Genomic DNA, 21,925 nt, shown 5'->3' on the forward strand with positions numbered 1-21,925 from the left:
CGACGGGGAAGGAGCGTCGGACGGGGTTGCGGGTTCAGGTGGAGAAGTATCGGCCCAGGACCTGGTGCAGGTAGTTCGCGCCCGGGCCGAGGCGGGCAGCCCGTTCGGCCGAGGGGACGAACGCGATCTCGTCGAGCTCGGGTACCACCCTCCGCTCCGTCTCCGACACCGCGAGCTCCGCATGCCGGCTCCGTACGAGTGCGCTGGGCACGGGCGGGGCGAGGAAGTGGAAGCCGAGGCTGCCGAACCGGGTTCCCCGCGTGAGGCCCCACAGCCGCAACTCCTCGTCGGAGGCGGGTACGCCGAGCTCCTCGGCCAGTTCACGGGCGGCATGCCGACGGAGTGACGCCATGTCCAGGGGGTGGCCGGCCGCAGGGGGTTCCGCCGAGCCGCCGGGGAGGCTCCAGCGGCCGGGCGCCGCGGTGGTGGGGGACCCGCGTCCGACCGCGAGTCCGGACTCCGTCGGCAACAGGACGGTGACGAAGACGGACCCGGGGACCTCTTCGGCCGGCCGCAGTTTCCGCAGGGCTCGATGCCGGTACGTCGTCCTTGCCCATCGCACCACCGACGGGCCGGGCCCGGGCGGGTCGATGCCCAGGCTCGCGACGAGCGGGCCGTCGAAGGTGGTGGGGTTGTGTGCCTTCGTCTCTTCCCAGAGACGGTCGACGTCACCTCGCTCCTGCGGTGACAGGGCCGGTGGAGGGTGCTCGACGAAGTCGATCTGTTGCGCGTCGAGGAACTCGACAGGGAGATGTCCCGGCTGCATCGGAGGTCCTTCCCGCCCGTCGGGGCGCTCGGATCGATCGAATGTGGCGAGTGCGGCCCCCGCACCGGCTGCTCTGGTTCGGAGACGTTGGATCGCTTCCTCTCGGCAGCTCCAGGTCATGGCTGGTGCGGGAATGGGACGGAAGCCGAGCTCGGTGCAGAGGAGGAGTCCGTCGGGGGAGGCGTTGAGGCGGACGGAGGAGCAGCCCTGGTCGGCGAGCCACTGCATGGTTGCCGCGACGACGCAGGGGCCTTCGAGGGGATCGGCGAAAGCCGCCTCGCACGCCCTGACCCGTTCGCCGTCCGGTGTGGGCCGCCCGGTGTCGAGCATGGTGCGGCGCAGGCAGGTGAACTCGGCCGCGTCATGGCGGCCGGCGCGGCGGACGTCCAAGGTGCTCCTCCTGCAGTGCGAATCGGGTTGACGACGGAGCAGTGGATCGACCGGTTGCGTCCTGGCGCCGCCCTACAGGGTGGTGCGGGCGCGGATGACGTCGTAGAGGTGGGCGCCGTGTGCCCATCTCTACAGGTCCTCGCGGCCGACGGTGATCAGACGGTGGCGGGAGGCGAAGTCGACCGCGCCGCGCGGCCGACGGATCGCTGACCGCCGCCGCCCCACCAGTGGCCCGCCGACGGCGTCGCCGTCACCCCGGGCGCGGGGGACTGTGCCGGCGCCGCCCCTCGCATCCGAAGAACTGCGCCCACAGCACCACCACGGCGGCGATGCCGCCGATCGGCCACGGGCTCGTTTTCTTCGCAGGCCGACGGGTCGGATTCCGGCGGATGTGGCCCCGCACCCGGTGACAACCCTCAGGCGGCATGAACTCTCCCCTCCCGAAATGAGGGCCGCGCCGACGCGAACCCTCCTGACATGGATGTAGCAGCGGCCACCGACACTGACCCGGGAGAACCGCACCGCGATCACTCCAAACCGGCCATCCCCGTCAACGACCTCCCCCTGGCGGTCGAACATGAGGTGAACGGCCAGCTGGCCACGGAGAACCGATCGCCGTCCCGGTCGAGTCCGCACCGTTCGGGCCCCACACCGCAGCCGGAGAAACCCCTGGTCGCAGCACTCTGCCCGGTGGAGCGAAGTTGGCGAGAAAGGCAGGGGCGCGCTCCCCGCGTACGCGCGTTGCGCCCGCCTGATCGCAGAGGTACGGCGTGACGGCGCCCACCGGGTGCTGGAGTACGGGCAAGGCGTACCTGTCGGGGTGCCCGCCCGCACCGGACCGGCCGACGGCAGCGGGACCGTGATCACCTTCCGGCCCGACGCCGAGATCTTCGAGACGCTGAAGTTCTCGTTCGACACGCTGACCGAGCGCTTCAGGGAACTGGCCTTCCTGAGCCGTGAGTCGGAGATCATCTTGGCTGATGACCGCGACCCTGCGGCGCCTCGGCCGTTCGCTTCCGCTTCCCGGGCGGCCCGGGGTCCCAGCGATCTGAGGGAAGCGCTGCTCCCCTCCTCGGTGACAGCGTGGCCACCACGTGTGTGAGGCGCTCCGGGGCTTTCGTCCGGATGTCACCGGTCAGTTACTGGTGACGGTGTCACGGGCGGTCTCGTCGACGTGGAGGGTGAAGACGTCGGGGCGGGCGTAGTGGCCGGTGGTGTCGAGGTCGAAGCGCGCGCGGGCGAGGTCGTCGAGGTCCAGCTCGGCGGTCAGGACGCCCTCGCCGCCGCGCAGCGGGCCGGCGAGGACCTCACCGAGCGGGGAGACGATGACGGAGCCGCCGTCGATCAGTACGGTGTCGGGCGCGTCGCCCTGGACGGGGTGGAGGTCGTCCGGCAGGCCGTCGCGGCGCAGGTACTGGTTGGCGGAGAGGACGAAGCAGCGGCCTTCCAGGGCGATGTGGCGCATGGTGGCCTGCCAGGCGTCGCGGTCGTCGACGGTCGGCGCACACCACAGGTCCACGCCCTTGGCGTACATCGCGGTGCGCAGGAGCGGCATGTAGTTCTCCCAGCAGATGGCCGCGCCGAGGCGAGCGGCACCAGTGTCGACGACCGGCAGGGTGGAGCCGTCGCCCTGACCCCAGAGGTAGCGCTCGGCGGCGGTGGGCATGAGCTTGCGGTGCAGGCCCAGATAGCCGTCGGGGCCGAAGAAGAGCGCGACGCAGTACAGGGTGCCGCCCTGGCGTTCGACCGCGCCGATCACGGCGTGGACGCCGAGTTCCCGGGTGACGGCGGCGAGCGTCTCGGTCTCCGGGCCGGGGATCTCGATGGCGGCGGCGTGGTAGCGGCGGAAGAGGTCACGGCCCGCGGGGGTGCGGCTGCCGACCGTGATGCCGAAGTCCAAGCCCTTGGGGTAGCCGCCGATGAACGCCTCGGGGAGGACGACGACCTCGGCGCCCCGGGAGGCGGCCTCGCGGACGAGTTCCTCGGCCCAGCCCACCGCGGCCGGTGTGTCGAAGAGCGGGGCGGCCGCCTGGACGACGGCGGCGGTCACGGTGCGGCGGGGCTCTGAGGCAGTCGTATTCATGCCCTTCACGCTAGAAACCCCTTCGCACATCCGGCAAACTAATCTTCCTGATGATCGACATCTATGAAACCGAATTCAGGAAGGCCGACCTCAACCTTCTGGTGGTCTTCGCCGCCCTGATGCGCGAGCGCAGCGTCACCCGGGCCGCCGCCGCGCTGCACCTGAGCCAGGGCGCCACCAGCGCGGCCCTCGGACGCCTGCGCGGGCTCTTCGACGACGAGCTGTTCACCCGCACGCGCACCGGTGTCGAGCCGACGCCGCGCGCCGTCGCACTGGCCCGCCGCATCGAGCCGGCCCTCGGCCTGATCCACGGCGCCGTGACCGACCGCGACCGCTTCGATCCGGCGACCGCCCGGCGCACCTTCACCCTGGGCATGTCGGACGACCTGGAGGCGGTCCTGCTGCCCCGCCTGCTGAACGCCGCGGCCGGCCTGCCGGGCATCCGGCTCGCCGTGCGGCAGGCCAGCCGCAACACCGTCGCCGACATGGTCGACCGCGGTGAGATCGACCTCGGCGTGGCCGCCGCCCCCGCGCACGGCCCCGACCACCGCAGCCAGGAGCTGTTCCCCTCCGGTTACACCTGCCTGTTCAACCCCCGCCTCCTGCCGCTCCGGACCCCGCTCACCCTCGACGACTACCTCGCCCACCCCCACCTGCTGATCTCCTACGACGGCCGGCGCGGCATCGTCGACGACGTCCTGGAAGCACGCGGCCTCACCCGCCGAGTGGTCGCCTCCACCACCCACTTCGCCGGAGCGGCCCTCCAGCTCGCGACCCTGCCCGCCCTCGCCACCGTCCCCGCCCACGCGGCCACCGTCTACGCCGACCTGCTCGACCTCACCGAGACCCCGCCCCCCATCCCGATGCCCGCGTACACCGTCAGCGCCATCTGGCACGGCAGTGTCGGCGACGACCCCGCCCACGCATGGCTCCGAGGGCTCGTCGGCGCGCCGGCTCGCGGCGGGACACCGGACGATCGGAGCGGGCCGCCCGGCTGAACGCGCCCCGGCGAGGCCGTGGTTCGGCCGGATCCACGCCCCCGACCAGTGCCGGCGGTGACGACGTCGGAGCAGGAGCCCTCGGGCGCGACCGCGCCGCCGGGTTCAACGTCGCCGCCGGGCGCCGGGTCGTGGCGCCGTCCTGCCCGAACGTGCGGGGAGGGCGACCCCGGCCAGGGGGCCGCCCTCCCTGTTTCGGGTGCTGGTTACGGCTTGCGTCCGCACCACGCCACGAGGCGGTCGATGGCCGGCGCGTCCGCGTCGACGTCCACCGCGGCCCCGAACGGCGCACCGTCACGCGGCCCTGCGGGCAGCCCGCGCCTCATGGCGGCGTACGAGATCGCCACGAGGTCGGGGTCCCAGTCCGGGAACTGTCCGGTCGCCGTGGCCATGTCCCAGGTGTGCACGGTGAATTCCGAGGTCCAGACGGCCGCGGCGGCAGCACCCGGAAGGCTGCCGAACGGCAGGGTCAGCATCCGGCCCAGGACCGCGGGATCCGCCCACGCCGCCTCGACCTCACGCACCGCGGCGTCCCACGCCTCTCGCCATTCGGTGTCCGCGAGGTCGTCGGCGACCGTGGGGAGAGTCGTCACGTCGCCGCCGCGCCCGGCGAGGGCGATCCGGCGCAGGACGGCGACGAGGTGCCCGGTCAGCCCTCGGACGGTGAACTCGGCGCAGGGCGTGGGCCCGTCGAACTGCTCGGGCCGGACCGCGGCGACGGTACGTCCGGCCAGTGCGATCGCCTTCAGAAGGCCCTGGCGAGGGTCGGCGGTGGCATCGTGGGTGACAGTGGGCCGTGGGGTGTTCTCCATCTGTGTCATGACCTCATCCTGGAACCCGAATAGGTCGTCTCCTGGCCGCTTTCCGGAAAAGAATGGCCGCTATGAGAGCCGATCGCCTGGTGGCAACCCTGCTGTTCCTCCAAACACGCGCCCGTGTGACCGTGGCCGAGGTCGCCGCCGAACTCGAAGTGTCGCCACGGACCGCACGCCGCGACCTGGAGGCCCTGTCCACCGCGGGCATCCCCGTCTACTCGCAGCGTGGCCGCGGCGGCGGCTGGTCGCTGGTCGGCGGCGCCCGTACGGACCTCACCGGGCTGACCGCCGAGGAGATCCGGGCACTGTTCCTGCTCGCGGGCCCTTCGGCGACCACGCCCGAACTCCGCACGGCACTGCGCAAGTTGGTACGTGCGCTGCCCGCACCCCTGCGTGCGGGCGCCGAGGCCGCGTCGCGGGCCGGCCTCACCGACGGCACGGACTGGTCGCGCGCCGACGTCACGGCCACCGGGTCGCACCTCGACGCGCTCCGGCGGGCCGTGGTGGACGGGATCCAGGTGCGGCTCGGGTACGCCGGGCCCGGCAAGCCCGTCGGCGTGCGAACCGTCCATCCGCTCGGGCTCGTGGCCAAGGCCGGTCACGACTACCTCGTCGCCGAGACCGAGCGGGGCTTGCGGACCTTCCGGCTCAGCCGGGTCGTCTCGGTCCAGGCGACCGGCGAGCCCGTCGTACGGCCGCCCGGCTTCGACCTTGCCACGGTCTGGCGTTCGTTCGCCGCGCGCTTGGAGGAGCGGCTGTACGCGGCGACGGTTCGTGCCCGGGCCGAGCCGGGTGCCATGGCGATCCTGGAGCGGCTGTTCGACGGGCGCCTGCACGTCGGTCCGACGCTCCCCGACGGGTGGACGGAGATACGGGTCGACGGGCCGACGCCGGAGGTCGTCGCGACACAGCTGGCCGGGCTGGGGGCGCGCATCGAGGTGCTGGACCCGCCGGAGGCGAGGGAGCGGCTCGCGCGTCTGGCGGTCGAGCTGGCCGGTGTGTACGGACCGCCGGCCCTTTCAGGTTGTGGTTTCGACCCGGGGTCTGAGGCTGTGAGGTAGGAGGCGGTCTCGTGTTCGGCGGGCGGGACGTCCGTACCTCCGCCCCCGGACCGCACTCAGCGGTGCTCGGGGTTCTCGAAGTCGAACCGGCAGCCGGCGTCCCACTCGGAGCGCTGGTTTCCGTGGGCGGGGATGCCACCGGTGTCCTTGAGCATCCTCGCCAGGTGCAGCTGGTTCCAGGTCATGAAGGTCGTGTTGCGGTTCGTGAAGTCGTTGTCCGGCCCGCCGGAGCCGGGGTCGAGGTACGACGGGCCCGGGCCGGCCTCGCCGACCCAGCCCGCGTCCGCCTGTGGCGGGACGACGTATCCGAGGTGCTGGAGGCTGTAGAGCACGTTCATCGCGCAGTGCTTCGCCCCGTCCTCGTTCCCCGTGATCAGACAGCCGCCCACGCGTCCGTAGTAGGCGTACTGACCACGTTCGTTGAGGATCGAGGAGCACGCGTACAACCGTTCGATGATCTTCTTCATGACGGAGGAGTTGTCTCCCAGCCACACGGGCCCCGCCAGGGTCAGGATGTCGGCGGCCATCACCTGCGAGTAGATCACCGGCCACTCGTCCGTCTCCCACCCGTGCTCCGTCATGTCCGGCCAGACACCGGTCGCGATGTCGATGTCCACCGCCCTGAGTACCTCGACCTGCACGCCCTGGCGCTCCATGATCCCGGTGCTGATGTCGATCAGCCCCTGCGTGTGGCTCCGCTCCGGAGAGCGCTTGAGCGTGCAGTTGATCACCAGGGCGCGAAGGTCCGTGTAGGAAGTGCCGGAGTCGGTCATCGATGTGTCCCCTTGCGGACGAGCTGGGTGGTCAGCCGGTCGAGCACGCCCGGCTGCCGACGTCGACAACGCCCCCGCTCGGTCCGGCCGAAGATCCGGTCCACTGTCTCGCCTCGTCGGGGGGAAGGACCGGTCGCCGCGCCATCGGTCGCGGAGTCGGCCGCCCGATCACCCGCACGGCCCGCACCGGTGACATGCGTCCCCGAATCAGATCGGCCCGCACGGCACCAGGATGTCCGCGACCTGCGCACCGGGCGGGCCGGAGGCCGGTCCGGTGCGACCGAACGCAGGAGGGGCCGGGCGCCCGGCCTCAGGCGGCCGCGGAGGGCGGATCCTCCGGATCGGGGTCGGGCAGCGCACGGGCCCGGACCTGCCGGGAGATCTCCTGATGCGCCCCCGTCGCGAGGATGCGCACCTCGTCCCGGTCGCTGATCTCGGCGCGGATGATGCCGGTGGGATCGGCGTAGACCGGATGGCCGCCGGACCCCGTGAGGGGCGTGCGCTCCACGATCACGACGTCCTCGGTCGCCCCCACGTCGTCGGAGAACACCAGCTCGTATCGGAGTGGGCTCATCTGTCCGATTTTACGCCGATCGGGCGAGCTCACCCGCCGGGGACCACCGCGTCGACCAGGGCGGCCAGGGCCGTCCCGAGGGCCTCGACGCCCGGACCCGCCGGTCCGCCCGGCTCGCTCATGTACAGGTCGCGCCGGATCTCGACCATCAGGGCGCTCACCCGCGGATCCCGGCCGTAGTACTCCAACGGCACGTACGTCCCGGCGAACGGGCTGTCCGTCCCCACCCCGCCGAACCCGCCGAACGCCTCCCGCGCCGCGTCGAGCAGCGCGGGCGGCGTGTGGAAGGCGTCCGTGCCCAGACAGACCGGCGGACGCGGACCGTCGCCGTGCAGCTCGTACGGCAGCCGCTCGGTCGGGTACGAGTGGACGTCGACGATCACCACCCGCCCCGCCACGGCCAGGCGCTCCGCCACGGCCCGCGTCATCGCCCGGGCGTACGGGACGAAGTACCGGTCGAGCAGCGGCCCCGGGTCGAAGCCGGCCGGCCGCAGCGTCGCGCGGTGGGTGGTCCGGGTGTAGACCGCGCCCATCCCGACGGACAGCATCTCCTCGCGCTCGTCCGGGAAGCGCTCCGGGTCGACGACGAGCCGCGAGAGCCCGTTCACGAACCGCCAGGGCGTCGCACGGGCCGTCGCCGCGGCCACGGCGGCGATCTCCGCCGTGTGGGAGTCCGTGATGTGGTCCAGCTCATGCTCCAGCTCCCCGTCGCCGAGCAGGATCCCGGCGCGCACCTCCGCGGGCACCTCGCGGGAGGAGTGCGGCACGTGGAGGAGGACGGGGGAGTCCGCCGCCCCCGGCAGGAGGCGGAAGGAGGGCGGGACGGCGGCGGGCGTGGCGCGGAACGGGACGGAGGAAGAGTCGTTCATGAGGAGATCCTGCCTCCGACCCCGCCCGCGCCGTGGCGAAACCGCTGGTTAGAGTGGTGCGAGGCCGCGCCGCCGCACCAGGCCAGGCGTGAGACCGGGCCGACTGTCGACCACAGGGACCCGTACGACCGCCCCACCCCGTCCCCGACCCGCCCGGCCACGGCCGCCTGCCCCGGAAACCTCGCATCCCATGAGCACCGACGCCGCTCTGCGTCCCGACACCGCCTCCGCCGCCCCCGCCCCCCGGGAACCGCGCCTGCCGTGGATCGCCGGCCGGGCCCCGGCCCGGCCCGCGCCCGGCGCCGCCTTCCACAGCGTCAGCGCCGCGACCGCCGCCCTCCTCGGCCTCGTCGCCATCGGTGCCCTCATCCACGAGCCCGTGCTGATACCCCCGCTGGCCGCCAGCGCCGCGCTCGTCCACTGCGCCCCCGCGCTGCCCCTGGCCCAGCCCCGCAGCGTGATCGTCGGCCACCTCCTCGGCGCCGCCGCCGGATACGCCGTGGCGGCCGTCGCCGCGCACGGCAACGCCTGGGCCGCCGCCCTCGCCGCCGGAATCACCCTGGCGCTGACCACACTGGCCCGCACCCCGCACTCGCCGGCCTGCGCGACCGCCGTCGTCATCGTGCTCCAGGCCCCCGCGCCCGGCCGGTTCGTCCCCCTGCTCTTCGGCGCCACCGTGCTGCTCGTGCTGACCGCGTTCGCCGCCTCCCGCATCCGCCGAGCCGCCCCGAGGTACCCCGCCTACTGGTGGTGAGCCCGGGGCCCGCCCCGCGTCGGACGGGGCGATTCCGCCCCAGGAGGCGTCCCGCCGACCGGGCCGCGCCCCGATCCGGCCCGGTCGGCGAGCCCCCTGGCCCCCGGCACGGCGCCCGTACGCCCTCCGCCTGATCACGTGCGCGGGCGCCTGCGGTCCGGTGCGCCCCGGTGATCCGCACCACCGGGCGCCTTCCTCCGCGGTGATCGCGTCACCTTCCGGCCGGTTCCGGCCGGAAACCGCCGCCGGGCGCCGGGACCGTCCGGAACGGGCCCCTTCAGGGCGTATGACCCCCTGTATGGCCTCCTCCTTTCCGTACCTCCGGCAGGACTTCGCCGCCTCCCTCGTCGTCTTCCTCGTCGCGCTGCCGCTCTGCATAGGCGTGGCCGTCGCCTCCGGCGTCCCCGCCGAACTGGGCCTCGTCACCGGCATCGTCGGCGGCACCGTCACCGGCCTCATGCGCGGCAGCAGCATCCAGGTCTCCGGCCCCGCCGCCGGACTCACCGTCCTCGTCCTCGACGCGGTCCGCACGCTGGGCCTCGCCGCGCTCGGCCTCGTCGTGCTCCTCGCCGGTCTGCTCCAGGTCGTCATGGGCCTGCTGCGCTGGGGCCGCTGGTTCCGGGCCATCTCCCTCTCCGTCGTCGAGGGCATGCTCGCCGGGATCGGCCTCGTCATCGTGGCCGGCCAGCTCTACGCCGCGGCCGGACTCGACGCCCCCGCCTCCGGCCCGGCCAGGCTCGCCGGACTGCCGGCCGCCCTCGGGGGCGCGGTGACCGCCGGGGCCGCCCTCGTCCCGCTCGCCGTCGCCGCCGCCACCGTCCTCGTCATCGTCGCCTGGCGGCACCTGCCCCGCCGGGCGCGGACCGTCCCCGGCGCGCTCGTCGCCGTCCTCCTCGCGGCGCTCGCGACCGCCCTGTTCGACCTGCCGGTCGCGACGGTACGGGTGAGCGGGGTCCTGGACGCGGTGCGGCCGCCGGAAGCGGACGGCCTCTCCGCCCTGACCGACCTCGCCCTGCTCGGCACCGTCCTCGCCTTCGCGCTGATCGCCTCCGCGGAGTCCCTGTTCAGCGCGGCGGCCGTGGACCGGCTGCACGACGGCCCGCCCACCGACTACGACAAGGAGCTGCTCGCCCAGGGCTTCGGCAACACGCTCTGCGGACTGCTCGGCGCGCTGCCCATGACCGCCGTGATCGTCCGCAGCTCGGCCAACGTCCAGGCGGGCGCCAGGACCAAGGCCTCCCGCGTGCTCCACGGCGTGTGGCTGCTGGTCTTCGCCGCCCTGCTGCCCGGCACCCTGGAGTACGTGCCGCTCGCGGCGCTCGCCGGCGTCCTCGTCCACGCGGGCTGGAAGCTGATCCCCTTCAGGGGCCTGGTCACCCTCTGGCGCGGCCACCGCGGCGAGGCGCTCGTCCTCGTCGTGACGGCCCTCGCGATCGTCACCGTCAACATGCTCGAAGGCGTCCTCGTCGGACTCGCCGTCTCCGTCGCCAAAGCGGCCTGGGACGCCTCCCACCTCCGCGTCGACCACACCGACGAAGGCGAGGGACCGGTGCGCGTCGGCCTCTCGGGCACCGTGACCTTCCTGCGGCTGCCCACCATCCTCGACACCCTCGAAGCGCTCCCGCGCGACCGCCCGGTCGTCCTGGACCTCTCCGGGCTCCACCACCTCGACCACGCCTGCCGGGCCGCGCTCGAATCCTGGGCCGACCGCCACCGCACGACCGGCGGCCCCGCCTCCGTGCACCTCCACGGGCCGCCCGAGCGGCATCCCGCCCGCCCCGCGGACGCCTGAGGGCCGGGGCCTGTCCTCCGGACCGGACCGGTCCCGCAGAAGCCCCGGCGGTCGTACGGAACCGGGCTTCGCTCCGGCTGTTCATCACGGGTCCCTCTTCCCGGTGCGTCGAAGGGCGAGGGGAAACGCCTGCCCGGACATGTCGGACTGGTTCGAACCCTCCCGATCCGGGGAGTTTCGTGCGATCGGGAGGAGTGGGTCCACACGGAGGGGGTACGCGGACCGGGACCGCCGAACGGACAGCGAGCAGGACGAGCAGGAGGAGGGCGTCCCCGTGCGGACCGAAGTGGCCGAGGCGACGACGACGTACGAGACGAGCGGCGGGCGGGGGGACCTTCCCGTCCTCGAAGCGCCCCACGAGGTGGCGCCCCGGGACGCGCGCGCCCTGTCGCGGGTGTTCCTCCGCGAACTCGCGGAACGGGGGGAGGGGACGGCGGAGCACCAGTACGTCCGGAACACCCTGATCGAGATGAACATGACGCTCGTGCGGTACGCGGCGGGCCGCTTCCGCGCGCGGGTCGAGGAGCGGGAGGACATCGTCCAGGTCGGCATGATCGGCCTGATCAAGGCCATCGACCGCTTCGACCTGTCCCGCGAGGTGGAGTTCACCACCTTCGCCCTCCCCTACATCGTGGGCGAGATCAAGCGGTTCTTTCGCGACACCACCTGGGCGGTCCACGTCCCGCGCCGGCTCCAGGAGGCGCGGGTGGAACTGGCGAAGGCGACCGACGAGCTGAGCTCGCGGCTCGGCCGCGCGCCCCGGGTCGCGGAACTGGCTCCCGTCATGGACCTGTCCGAGGAGCAGGTGGTCGAGGTCCAGCTGGCCGCGAACGGCTACCGGTCGGCGTCCCTGGACGCGGCGATCGGCAGCGGCGACGACGAGAACGACGACGCGGCCCTGGCCGACCTCATCGGCGAGGAGGACCCGGCGCTCGAACTCGTCGAGGACTTCCACGTCCTCGCCCCGCTCGTGGAGGCCCTCGACGAGCGCGACCGGCTGCTGCTGCACCTGCGTTTCGTCGAGGAGCTGACCCAGACGCAGATCGGCGAACGCCTCGGCGTCTCCCAGATGCACGTCTCGCGCCTCCTGTCGCGGAGCCTGGCCCGGCTGCGGGAGGGCATGGCCGGGACGGCGGCCGGCGGCTGACCGGGAGGGCACGCCCGGCGTACCGGGGCACACCGCCGGCCGGCCCGCCGCGGCCGCAGACCCGCCCCCATGCCGAGCGCGATCCCCGCCTCGGTCTGGGAGCGGGGGACCGCCGCCACCGCGCCCCGCACCGGCAGCCGCGCCGACCGGGAGAGGAGACCGAGGACGTAGGCGAGGAGCAGGGCGGGCGCGGCGCCGAGCACCGTGGCCTCCGCCGTCACCAGGAGCCCCTCGGCGAGCCGGGGCAGCGCGCGCCGGAGCTCGGCAGGGAAGGCAGTCACGCCGGGCGCCCCTCACCCCGCGCACAGGTCGGCGGTCCGCAGCGAACGGGGCGGCACCTCGCGGGCCGTGAAGCCGTACCGCCCCACGAGCCCGACGAACCGGCCGGGGGAGCCGGTGGTCTTCAGGAACTCCCGGTCGAAGGCGTCCCGCAGCCCGGTCGCCCCGGGCCGGAACACGGCCCCGCCGGCGCCGAGCTGCCGTACCCCGCCGACCACCGGGACGAACGCCTCGCCCACCTCCACCGGCGCCCCCGGTTCGTCCGGGCGAGCCGGCGCAGGGAAGACGGCGGTCAGCGCGAAGGCGTCGATCCGGGCTCACCACGTCGAACCGGCCGGCCGGCAGTCCGGGGATCGGCGCGACGAACTCCGTGAGCGCGGGCCGCGGTTCGCACACGCCGAGGGCCCCGAATACCTCCCGGTGGAGCGTCGGGGCCTCCCCGGCGAGTGCGTCGCCGTCCTGGAAGCCGTACGGCGCCTCACCGGCGAACCCGACCCGGACGAAGCCCTGTTCCCGCGGCTTCGCCAGGAGCTCCCCGTCGTCCGCGGGTGCTCCCGTCCCCGCCCGGGTGCGGGGGCGCGCGGTGAGCGGCCCGGCCGTCAGGGCGAGTCAGCCGAGGAGCGACGCCGTGGTGAGGAAGCGTCGGCGGCCGAGCGGCGCGGCTCCGCTCATGCCGGCTCCTCCGGACGCGCGGCGATGAAGGAGGGGCGCCGGACCGGGGCTGCGAAGGGGGCCTCGGGCGCGTTCTCGACGCTGTTGAAGACGAGGAACACATTGCTGCGGGGGTACGGGGTGATGTTGTCGCCCGAGCCGTGCAGGGCGTTGCAGTCGAACCAGGTGGCCGATCCCGCCGGGCCCGTGAAGTGCCGGATGCCGCAGGCGTCGGCGAAGGTGGTGAGCGCCTCGTGGGACGGCGTGCCGGCGTCCTGCATCCGCAGCGACTGCTTGTAGTTGTCCTTGGGCGTCTCGCCCGCGCAGCCGAGGAAGGTGCGGTGTGAGCCCGGCATGATCATCAGGCTGCCGTTGGTGGTGTGGTTCGGGGTGAGCGCGATCGAGACCGAGACGGTCCGCATCCGGGGCAGACCGTCCTCGGCGTGCCAGGTCTCGAAGTCGGAGTGCCAGTAGAAGCCGCTGGCGCCGAAGCCGGGCTTGACGTTGACCCGCGACTGGTGGACGTACACGTCGGAGCCGAGGATCTGGCGGGCCCGCCCCACGATCCGGGGGTCCTCGGCCAGCCGGCGGAAGACCTCGCTGATCCGGTGCACCTCGAAGACGGAGCGGATCTCCTGGGAGCGGGGCTCGACGATCGCCCGCTCGTCCGCCCGGAGGGCGGGGTCGGCGACGAGCCGGTCGAGCTCGGCGCGGAGCTCCTCGACCTCGGCCGGGGTGACGAGCTCCTCCACCGTGACGAAGCCGTCGCGGTCGTACTCCTCCAGCTCCCGGGCCCAGAAGGGGCCGGGCGTGCCGGGCTCGGACCACACGACGGGGTCCTTGCGGCCGATGAGCTCCTCCCGGGAGCCGCGGGTGGGGTAGAGGTCGACGGGACGGGTGGGTGCGGAGGCCATGGGGCGGGATGCTTCCTTTCGCGTGCGGGATCGTCGGGGGTACGAGCCGGCCTCAGGCCTGGCCGTGGTCGGGTTCCGGTTCGGTGAGGAGCGGGTAGACGCCGTTCTCGTCGTGGTCCTCGCGCCCGGTGACGGGCGGGTTGAAGACGCACAGGCAGCGGAAGTCCCGCTTGACCTTGAGGGTGTGGCGCTCGTGCCCGTCGAGCAGGTACATCGTTCCGGGCAGGATCGTGTACGTGCGCCCGGACTCGTGGTCGGTGAGCTCGGCCTCGCCGGCGGTGCAGACGACGGCCTCGACGTGGTGGGCGTACCACATGGAGGTCTCGGTGCCGGCGTACAGCACGGTCTCGTGGAGGGAGAAGCCGACCCGTTCGCGGGCCAGCACGATGCGCTTGCTCTCCCAGGTCCCGGACGCGGCCCGGACGTGCCGCTCGGTGTTCTCCAGCTCGTCGAAGGTGCGGACGATCATGGGTGGTGGCCTTTCGGGTGGATCTGTCGGGGCGGTCTCAGGCGCAGTGCCGTACGGAGCGGGCCAGCATGCCGAGGCCCTCGTCGAGTTCGTCGTCCGTCGCGGTCAGCGGCGGCAGCAGCTTGACCACCTCGCCGCGCGGCCCCGACGTCTCCAGGAGCAGACCGATCTCGAAGGCCCGCCGGCAGACGGCCGCGGCGCGCTCCCCGTCGGCGAACTCCAGGCCCCACACGAGGCCGCGCCCGCGCACCGCCAGGCCCGCGCGGCCGTCGTCGCCGCACAGGTCGAGCAGGGCGCGCTCGACCCGGTCGGCCCGGGCCAGGGTGCGCTCGCGCAGGGTGCCGTCGCGCCAGTAGGCGTCGAGGGCGGCCGTGGCGGTGACGAAGGCGGGGTTGTTGCCGCGGAAGGTGCCGTTGTGCTCGCCCGGCTCCCACAGGTCGAGCTCCGGCCGGAAGAGGCAGAGGGACATGGGCAGGCCGTAGCCGCTGATGGACTTGGACAGGGTGACGATGTCGGGCGTGATGCCCGCCTCCTCGAAGGAGAAGAAGTCGCCGGTGCGTCCGCAGCCCATCTGGATGTCGTCGACGATGAGGAGCATCTCGTGCCGGCGGCAGAGCTCCGCCAGCCCGCGCAGCCACTCGGCCCGTGCGACGTTGATGCCGCCCTCGCCCTGGACGGTCTCGACGATCACGGCCGCCGGGTGGTCGAGGCCGGAGCCGGAGTCGTCCAGGAGCCGCTCGAACCAGAGGAAGTCGGTGACCTGCCCGTCGAGGTAGTCGTCGAAGGGCATCCGGGCGGCGTGGTGCAGCGGGACGCCCGCGCCGGCGCGCTTGGCGGCGTTGCCGGTGACGGCCAGCGAGCCGAGCGACATGCCGTGGAAGGCGTTGGTGAAGGAGACGACCGTCTGGCGTCCCGTGACCTTGCGGGCGAGTTTGAGGGCGGCCTCCACGGCGTTGGTGCCGGTGGGGCCGGGGAACATCACCTTGTAGGGCAGGGCGCGGGGTTCGAGGACCGTCGTGCGGAAGGTCTCCAGGAAGGTGCGTTTGGCGGTCGTCGACATGTCGAGGCCGTGGGTGATGCCGTCGTCGGCGAGGTAGTCGAGGAGGGCGCGCTTGAGCACCGGGTTGTTGTGGCCGTAGTTGAGCGAGCCCGCTCCGGCGAAGAAGTCGAGGTACGGACGGCCGTCCTCGTCGTACAGCCGGCTCCCGCTGGCGCGTTCGAAGACGACGGGCCAGGCACGGCAGTAGCTGCGGACCTCCGATTCGACGGTCTCGAAGACGGAGGGGGCGGCGATGTCGGTCAGGGTCACGGAGTCTCTTCTCCAGGGTGTGGTGCGGGATGTGGTGCGGAGTCGGCCGGGGACGCGGGGTCGGCTCAGGGCGCCGGGGGCGCGAGGGGGCCGATGCGGTACAGCACTTCGGCCTCGTGTCCCGCCACGGGGAAGGAGGCGGACGGGAAGAGGACCTCGCGCGTGAGGTCCGCCCCGTGCCGGCGGGCGTAGGACCGGAAGAGCCGGTCGGACGCCAGGTTTCCCGGTGTGACGGTCGCCTCCACCCGGTCGAGTCCGTGCTCGGCCGCCACTCGGGCGGACAGAGCGTCGAGCAGGGTCCCGGCTACCCCGCTTCCGCGGTGCGAACCCTCCACGGCGACCTGCCAGACGAAGAGCGTTCCGGGTGCGTCGGGCCGCAGGTATCCGGTGACGAAGCCGACCGGTCGTCCGGAGGCGTCACGGGCGACGGCGGTCGTGTCGGCGAAGTCGCGGCACCACAGCAGGTAGCTGTACGGCGAGTTGAGGTCGAGTTCTCCCGAGCCGCGGGCGATCCGCCAGAGTTCGGCGCCGTCCGCGATCTCGGCCGGGCCGACGGAGAGGCCGCCGACCGGGGATGTCAGGGGGGCAGTGGTCATGGGCGCCGAAGCTACCGAGCGGACCGCGGAACTTCCTGGGTCGGAGGTCTTGTTCGAGATGGTGTCGGCGTGATAGGTGCGCCGGCGCTCTCCGTGCCGGGAACCCACTCCCGAGCGCATGGCAAATTCGATCAAAAACGGTCAAACTCACCGTTTATAACGGCTGGATAACGCCTTCGGATTGTCTGAGTCGCTCCTTCGAAAACGTGAGACGATCCGCGATTTCGCGTTTGAAGGCACCGGGAGCGGTCAGGCTTAGGGGTCGACATGGGGGGAGCCGGGCCGGACGCGTCACGTCCGGCCCGGCTCCGTACTTCCGTGGCGCTCGGGCTACCAGATCGCCTCGACCCACTCGGGGTGGTCGATGAACGGGTTCCGGTTGTGCTGGTAGGTGTTGTAGATGACGTCGTTGCGGCGCTCCTCGAAGGCGCTCGGCGGGTCCTGCTCGTTCCACTGCTTCAGCACCGAGAGGCGGCCGTGGAAGGGGATGCTGCCGTTCGTGGAGGACTCGTTCGGCTCCAGGTTCGGCCAGCCGTCGTCGCCCTCGTAGCGCACGGCCATGTAGAGGATCATGCGGGCCACGTCGCCCTTGTCGGCGTCGCGCGGCTCGAAGGAGTCGCCGTCCGTGTAGCTTCCGGGCGCGCCGCTGACCGCGCTGCCGCCGTTGTCCCAGTCCTTGTTGCCGCGGGTGCTGTTGACCTGCACGTCACAGGCGCGCAGGTGGTGCAGGTCGGTGCCGGGGCCGGCCGAGGTGCCGAAGCTCCCGTGGGACTGGGCCCAGGTGTGCTCCCGGTTCCAGTCGCCGACGTCGCCCCCGCTGAGGGACTTGCTGCGCGAGGCGCCGCTGTAGAGCAGGATCACGTTGGCGGTGTTGTTCGGGTCCTGGTCGGTCGTCTTCAGCGCGTTCCAGACGGCGTCGTACGAGATCTTGCTCTGGCTGCTGATGATGGTGTGCAGCGAGGACTTGAGGCTCGTGCCGGTCTTGCCGATCGCGTTCTTGTAGTACGTGGTGTCGTACGCGGTGGTCGTGGCGCTCGCGGGAGTCGCGGTGACCGTGGGGAGCGTGACGCCGACGAGGGTGGCGGCGACGGCGGTCGCCCACACCTTCCAGCTGCCGGTCCGCACAACGGACATGGGGGGCCCTTTCCCGGGGACGGCACGCGCGGGACGACGGGCGTCGGCTCAACGCCGTCGTTGTCTACGCGTGTTGACTTCGTGTCACCGGGAGAGTGGCACACGTCAGGTACCTGTCATGTAACGAGGAGGAGGCTGTTCCGTGACGTTCTCGCATATGGCGCGGCCGTGCGCGCCCTTAAGGAGTAACAGGGGCCTCAGGCGCCCCGTACGTCCACCGGCATCCCCTTCGGCTCCTTGATCCGCTTCATGATGATCTGCGAGTTGACCTCGGTGACCCCGGCAAGCGTCGTCAGCCGCTCGATCCACAGCCGCTCGTACGCCGCGAGGTCCGCCACCGCGATCCGCAGCAGACAGCCGGGACTCCCGAAGAGCCGGTACGCCTCGATCACGTCCGGCACGTCCTGGAGCGCCTCCTCGAAGGCCTCCACCGTCTGCCGGTCGCGCTTCACCTCCACCGAGACGAGGACCTCGAAGCCGCGCCCCACCGCCTCCGGGTCGATGATCGCCCGGTAGCCCTGGATCACCCCGTCCTGCTCCAGCTGGCGCACCCGGCGCAGGCAGGGGGAGGGGCTGAGGCCGACCCGCTGGGCCAGCTCCTGGTTGCTCAGTCGGCCGTCGTTCTGGAGCTCGCGCAAGATGTGGAGATCAATCCGGTCCATGGCGCAATTATCCACCACGATGAAACGAACAGGCGGATGATTTCGCAATCGTCTTGCGCGCCGCCTGACCTATCGTTGCGGACGCAGCAGATCTGGGTACGGAGTAAGGACGGCAGGCATGAAGCGGACGAACGACGGAGGAGCACGCCGGATCGTCGTCATCAGCACCGGCGGCACGATCGCCAGCCGCTGGCAGGGCACCGGCTACGCGGCCGACGCCTCCGGCGACGACGTCCTGGCCACCGCGCCCCTCCCCGAGGGCGTCACCGTCGAGGTCGTCGACCTGTTCAACGTGAACAGCTCCCGCATGACCTCGGCCCACCAGCTCGCCCTCCTGCGCACCGTCCACGAGACCTTCGCCGACCCCGGCGTCGACGGCATCGTCGTCACCCACGGCACCGACACCCTGGAGGAGACGGCCTTCCTCCTGGACCTCCACCACGCCGACTCCCGCCCGGTCGTCCTCACCGGCGCCCAGCGCCCCTTCGGCACCGGCGACGGCGACGGCCCCGGCAACCTCTACGACGCGCTCCAGGTCGCCGCCTCCGTCCGCGACCTCGGCGTCCTCGTCGTCTTCGACGGACGCGTCCACGCGGCGCGCGGCACCGTGAAGACCCAGACCCTCGCCGCCGACGCCTTCTCCGACCCCTCCGCCGAGCGCCTCGGCCGGGTCGGGTTCTCCCGCGTCGACATCGAGCGGCAGCCGGAGCGCCCCGCCCCGCTGCCCCTGCCGGCCGCCGCGCGGACCGCGGCGCCCGGGGCCGCCGACGCCGTCCCGCTGCCCCGCGTCGACATCGTCACGCACCACTCCGACGGCGACCCGTTCCTCCTGAACGCCGCGGTCTCCGCCGGCGCCCGGGGCATCGTCCTCGTCGCCACCGGCGCGGGCAACGCCACGCCCGAGATCGCCGCCGCCGTCGCGGACGCGGTCGCCCGGGGCGTCCTCGTCGCCGTGACCACCCGCGTCCCCGCGGGACCGCTGGCCGAGATATACACCGGCGGCGGTGCGGTCGACCTCGTCGCCGCCGGCGCCCTCCTCACCGGCACCCTCCGGGCCGGCCAGGCACGGATCGCCCTCCTCTCCACGCTCCTCGCCGAAGGCACCCACGGCGCGGGCGACCCCGCCCGCAGCACCGCGCTCCTGCGCCGCCTCCTCGAAGGACCGGTCCGCGCCGAGCCGGCCCTCGCCACCGGCGGCTCCCGCTCCGCCTCGGCGGTCGCCGCCCGCGTCTAGGCCCTGCCCCGGGCCCTGTCTCCTCCGTACCGGAGCCCGACAGGCGCACCCCACGAGCCCCGGCTCGCGGACGGCGCATCCCCCCGCCCGCCCGCGAGCCGGAATCAACCTCCCCCACCGGCGCACCGCGCCCGCCGGGCCCGCCCGGCGGCTTCGCCGTGCCCGGAAACGGCCGCCGGGGCCGTACGCGCACGCGTGGAGACCGGACGCGCCCTTCCGGCGCCGCGCACACCCGCACCCACTCCCTCCCCTCCCCAAGGACGGCCCCTCATGGTTCCCGCACCGGCCCCGCACGACGTTCCCGTCCGCCGCGAGCACGACCTGCTCGGCGACCGGGACGTCCCCGCCGACGCCTACTGGGGCGTCCACACGCTGCGCGCCACCGAGAACTTCGCCATCACCGGCACGCCCATCTCGGCCTACCCGCTGCTGATCGACGCGCTCGCCGCCGTCAAGGAGGCCGCCGCCCGCGCCAACGAGGAGCTCGGCCTGCTGCCCTCCGACAAGGCCGACGCCATCGCCGGGGCCTGCCGGGAGATCCGTACGGGACACCTGCACGACCAGTTCGTCGTGGACGTCGTCCAGGGCGGTGCCGGCACCTCCACCAACATGAACGCCAACGAGGTCGTCGCCAACCGGGCCCTGGAACTCCTCGGCCACGCCAAGGGCGACTACGACCGGCTCCACCCCAACGAGGACGTCAACCTCGGCCAGTCCACCAACGACGTCTACCCGACCGCGATCCGCATCGCGGCGATCGGCGCCGCCCGCGAGCTCCTGAAGGCGATGGCGGTCCTCCAGGACGCCTTCGCCGCCAAGGCCCTGGAGTTCCGCGAGGTCGTGAAGATGGGCCGCACCCAGCTCCAGGACGCGGTGCCCATGACGCTGGGCCAGGAGTTCTCCACGTACGCCGTGATGCTGGAGGAGGACCGCGGCCGGCTCGCCGAGGCGATCGAGCTCATCCACGAGATCAACCTCGGCGCCACCGCCATCGGCACCGGCCTCAACGCCGCCCCCGGCTACGCCGAGACCGCCCGGCGCAACCTCGCCGGACTGACCGGCCTGCCGCTCGTGACCTCCGCCAACCTCATCGAGGCCACCCAGGACTGCGGCGCCTTCGTCCAGCTCTCCGGGGTCCTCAAGCGGATCGCGGTCAAGCTCTCCAAGACCTGCAACGACCTGCGGCTGCTCTCCTCGGGGCCCCGCGCGGGCCTCGGCGAGATCAACCTGCCGCCGGTGCAGGCCGGTTCCAGCATCATGCCCGGCAAGGTCAACCCGGTGATCCCCGAGGTCGTCAACCAGGTCGCCTTCGAGGTGATCGGCAACGACATCACCATCACCATGGCGGCCGAGGCGGGACAGCTCCAGCTCAACGCCTTCGAACCGGTGATCTTCCACGCCCTCTCGAAGAGCCTGCTCTCGCTGCGCGCCGCCTGCCTCACCCTCGCCGACCGCTGCGTCACCGGCATCACCGCCAACACCGAGGCGCTCCGGGCGGCCGTGGAGAACTCCATCGGCCTCGCCACGGCGCTCAACCCGCACCTCGGCTACACCGCCGCCACGGCCATCGCCCAGGAGGCGCTCGCCACCGGCCGGGGGGTCGTCGAGCTCACCGTGGAGAAGGGCCTGCTGCCCGCCCACCGCCTCGCCGAACTCCTCACCCCCGAGCGCCTCACCGGCACCCCGGGCCCGGCCCTGACCGCGGTCCCCGGTCCGGCCCTCGCGGGCGTCCCGGGCCCGTCCCCCGCCTGACCGCCCGCTCCACCGCTCCTCCGGTACGGTGACGGGTCCCGCGCCCGTCCCCTCCGGAGGAGCAGACCCATGACGTCCACGGACCAGGCCCGGCAGGTCGTCCACCTCGTCCGCGAGGTGTTCGGCGCCGACGTCCTCGCCGCCTGCCTGCACGGCTCGGCCGTCCTCGGCGGGCTGCGGCCGGGCAGCGACACCGACGTCCTCGTGACCCTGCGCCGCCGCACGACCGGGGCCGAACGGCGCGCCCTCGTCGACGCGTTGCTCGCCGTCTCCGGGGAGCGGGCGTACGAAGGGCCCGCCCGGCCCGTCGAGCTGAGCCTCGTCGTCCACGCCGACATCCGCCCCTGGCGGTACCCGCCCGTCTGCGAGTTCCTCTACGGGGAGTGGCTCCGGGACGCGTTCGAGGCGGGCACGACACCCGCTCCCGCGCCCTGCCCCGACCTCGCCCCCCTGATCACCATGGCGCTCGCCGGGAACGCTCCGCTCTTCGGCCCGCCCCCGGCGGAGGTCTTCGACCCGGTCCCGGAGCGCGATCTGCGCGCCGCGATCGTCGCGGGCGTGCCCGAGCTGCTCGCCGACCTCGACGGCGACACCCGCAACGTGCTGCTGACCCTGGCCCGGATCCTCACCACCCTGCGCACCGGCCGGATCCGGTCGAAGGACGGGGCGGCGGCGTGGGTGCTCGGCGAGTTGCCCGAGGAGCACCGGCCGGTGCTGGCGGTCGCGCGGGAGCAGTACCTGGCGGGGGAGTACGGGGACTGGGCGGAGCTGCTGCCCGAGGCGCGGTCCCACGCCGCGTACATAGCAGAGGAGATCAAGAGGGCGTCCTCGGCCTGAAGTTACCCGGCAGTTTCTCGTGACTTCCTCGGCCGCCGGTCGTAGAACGTGTTCCCATTCACTCGC

The 21,925-nt window shown here is 73.0% G+C and carries 22 protein-coding genes; 9 read left to right on the forward strand and 13 right to left on the reverse strand.

Annotation, left to right across the window (positions count from 1 at the left end):
• Window positions 1–34: 34 nt before the first annotated feature.
• A complete protein-coding gene (locus tag K7G60_RS12035) occupies window positions 35–1,156 on the reverse strand; it encodes an NUDIX hydrolase (protein ID WP_225800835.1) in 1,122 nt (373 codons plus the stop codon).
• A gap of 820 nt (window positions 1,157–1,976) precedes the next feature.
• Between K7G60_RS12035 and K7G60_RS12040 the strand changes: the two genes are divergently transcribed.
• Entirely contained in the window at window positions 1,977–2,258 is a 282-nt protein-coding gene (locus K7G60_RS12040) for a hypothetical protein (RefSeq protein ID WP_225800836.1), read from the forward strand.
• A gap of 33 nt (window positions 2,259–2,291) precedes the next feature.
• Here the strand turns inward: K7G60_RS12040 and K7G60_RS12045 are convergent, their stop codons facing one another.
• Window positions 2,292–3,239 carry a nitrilase-related carbon-nitrogen hydrolase gene (locus K7G60_RS12045; RefSeq protein ID WP_225800837.1) on the reverse strand — a complete coding sequence of 316 codons (948 nt, stop codon included), beginning with the start codon at window positions 3,237–3,239 and terminating at the stop codon, window positions 2,292–2,294.
• 50 nt (window positions 3,240–3,289) lie between these two features.
• On the opposite strand from K7G60_RS12045, the gene K7G60_RS12050 reads away from it, so the two are divergent.
• Complete coding sequence (locus K7G60_RS12050; RefSeq protein WP_225800838.1) at window positions 3,290–4,237, forward strand: LysR family transcriptional regulator; 948 nt, start codon at window positions 3,290–3,292, stop codon at window positions 4,235–4,237.
• A 206-nt stretch (window positions 4,238–4,443) separates the two neighbouring features.
• On the opposite strand, the gene K7G60_RS12055 is transcribed toward K7G60_RS12050, so the two are convergent.
• On the reverse strand, window positions 4,444–5,058 hold the full coding sequence (locus K7G60_RS12055) for a TIGR03086 family metal-binding protein (protein ID WP_225800839.1): 615 nt from the start codon (window positions 5,056–5,058) through the stop codon (window positions 4,444–4,446).
• A 62-nt stretch (window positions 5,059–5,120) separates the two neighbouring features.
• Here K7G60_RS12055 and K7G60_RS12060 point away from each other — a divergent pair, with 62 nt between their 5' ends.
• Window positions 5,121–6,113, forward strand: coding sequence for a YafY family protein (locus K7G60_RS12060; RefSeq protein WP_225800840.1), 993 nt, complete (start codon window positions 5,121–5,123; stop codon window positions 6,111–6,113).
• A 56-nt stretch (window positions 6,114–6,169) separates the two neighbouring features.
• Here the strand turns inward: K7G60_RS12060 and K7G60_RS12065 are convergent, their stop codons facing one another.
• The 3 genes from K7G60_RS12065 to K7G60_RS12075 form a co-directional block, all read right to left on the reverse strand.
• Window positions 6,170–6,886, reverse strand: coding sequence for a flavodoxin family protein (locus K7G60_RS12065; protein ID WP_225800841.1), 717 nt, complete (start codon window positions 6,884–6,886; stop codon window positions 6,170–6,172).
• Between the two features lie 310 nt (window positions 6,887–7,196).
• Window positions 7,197–7,460, reverse strand: a complete 264-nt coding sequence (locus K7G60_RS12070) for a DUF6296 family protein (protein ID WP_225800842.1) — start codon at window positions 7,458–7,460, stop codon at window positions 7,197–7,199.
• Window positions 7,461–7,489: 29 nt separating this feature from the next.
• A complete protein-coding gene (locus K7G60_RS12075) occupies window positions 7,490–8,329 on the reverse strand; it encodes an N-formylglutamate amidohydrolase (protein ID WP_225800843.1) in 840 nt (279 codons plus the stop codon).
• 190 nt (window positions 8,330–8,519) lie between these two features.
• Here K7G60_RS12075 and K7G60_RS12080 point away from each other — a divergent pair, with 190 nt between their 5' ends.
• The 3 genes from K7G60_RS12080 to K7G60_RS12090 all read left to right on the forward strand — a co-directional run bounded on the left by K7G60_RS12080 (window position 8,520) and on the right by K7G60_RS12090 (window position 12,022).
• A complete protein-coding gene (locus K7G60_RS12080) occupies window positions 8,520–9,083 on the forward strand; it encodes an HPP family protein (protein WP_225800844.1) in 564 nt (187 codons plus the stop codon).
• 298 nt (window positions 9,084–9,381) lie between these two features.
• Entirely contained in the window at window positions 9,382–10,875 is a 1,494-nt protein-coding gene (locus tag K7G60_RS12085; protein ID WP_225800845.1) for a SulP family inorganic anion transporter, read from the forward strand.
• Window positions 10,876–11,149: 274 nt separating this feature from the next.
• Entirely contained in the window at window positions 11,150–12,022 is an 873-nt protein-coding gene (locus K7G60_RS12090) for an RNA polymerase sigma factor SigF (RefSeq protein ID WP_225800846.1), read from the forward strand.
• Between the two features lie 293 nt (window positions 12,023–12,315).
• On the opposite strand, the gene K7G60_RS12095 is transcribed toward K7G60_RS12090, so the two are convergent.
• From K7G60_RS12095 to K7G60_RS12125, 7 genes are all read right to left on the reverse strand, one after another.
• Entirely contained in the window at window positions 12,316–12,546 is a 231-nt protein-coding gene (locus tag K7G60_RS12095) for a hypothetical protein (RefSeq protein WP_225800847.1), read from the reverse strand.
• 423 nt (window positions 12,547–12,969) lie between these two features.
• On the reverse strand, window positions 12,970–13,866 hold the full coding sequence (thpD, locus tag K7G60_RS12100) for an ectoine hydroxylase (protein ID WP_225800848.1): 897 nt from the start codon (window positions 13,864–13,866) through the stop codon (window positions 12,970–12,972).
• A gap of 52 nt (window positions 13,867–13,918) precedes the next feature.
• Window positions 13,919–14,335 carry an ectoine synthase gene (locus tag K7G60_RS12105; RefSeq protein ID WP_225800849.1) on the reverse strand — a complete coding sequence of 139 codons (417 nt, stop codon included), beginning with the start codon at window positions 14,333–14,335 and terminating at the stop codon, window positions 13,919–13,921.
• Window positions 14,336–14,372: 37 nt separating this feature from the next.
• Window positions 14,373–15,638 (reverse strand): diaminobutyrate--2-oxoglutarate transaminase, encoded by a 1,266-nt coding sequence (ectB, locus tag K7G60_RS12110; RefSeq protein ID WP_263985813.1) that lies wholly within the window; start codon window positions 15,636–15,638, stop codon window positions 14,373–14,375.
• A gap of 71 nt (window positions 15,639–15,709) precedes the next feature.
• Window positions 15,710–16,240, reverse strand: a complete 531-nt coding sequence (ectA, locus tag K7G60_RS12115) for a diaminobutyrate acetyltransferase (RefSeq protein WP_225800851.1) — start codon at window positions 16,238–16,240, stop codon at window positions 15,710–15,712.
• 330 nt (window positions 16,241–16,570) lie between these two features.
• Window positions 16,571–17,374, reverse strand: coding sequence for an endonuclease I family protein (locus K7G60_RS12120; RefSeq protein ID WP_225800852.1), 804 nt, complete (start codon window positions 17,372–17,374; stop codon window positions 16,571–16,573).
• A gap of 197 nt (window positions 17,375–17,571) precedes the next feature.
• Window positions 17,572–18,036, reverse strand: a complete 465-nt coding sequence (locus K7G60_RS12125; RefSeq protein ID WP_225800853.1) for an Lrp/AsnC family transcriptional regulator — start codon at window positions 18,034–18,036, stop codon at window positions 17,572–17,574.
• A gap of 118 nt (window positions 18,037–18,154) precedes the next feature.
• Here K7G60_RS12125 and K7G60_RS12130 point away from each other — a divergent pair, with 118 nt between their 5' ends.
• The 3 genes from K7G60_RS12130 (at window position 18,155) to K7G60_RS12140 (ending at window position 21,859) form a co-directional block, all read left to right on the forward strand.
• The gene (locus tag K7G60_RS12130) at window positions 18,155–19,270 is read left to right on the forward strand and encodes an asparaginase (protein WP_225800854.1); all 1,116 of its coding nucleotides are present in this window, start codon (window positions 18,155–18,157) and stop codon (window positions 19,268–19,270) included.
• A gap of 270 nt (window positions 19,271–19,540) precedes the next feature.
• Window positions 19,541–21,022, forward strand: a complete 1,482-nt coding sequence (locus tag K7G60_RS12135) for an aspartate ammonia-lyase (RefSeq protein WP_225800855.1) — start codon at window positions 19,541–19,543, stop codon at window positions 21,020–21,022.
• Between the two features lie 69 nt (window positions 21,023–21,091).
• The gene (locus tag K7G60_RS12140; RefSeq protein WP_225800856.1) at window positions 21,092–21,859 is read left to right on the forward strand and encodes an aminoglycoside adenylyltransferase family protein; all 768 of its coding nucleotides are present in this window, start codon (window positions 21,092–21,094) and stop codon (window positions 21,857–21,859) included.
• Window positions 21,860–21,925 lie beyond the last annotated feature (66 nt).

It is taken from the genome of Streptomyces sp. NK15101 (assembly GCF_020400725.1).
Lineage (GTDB): Bacteria > Actinomycetota > Actinomycetes > Streptomycetales > Streptomycetaceae > Streptomyces.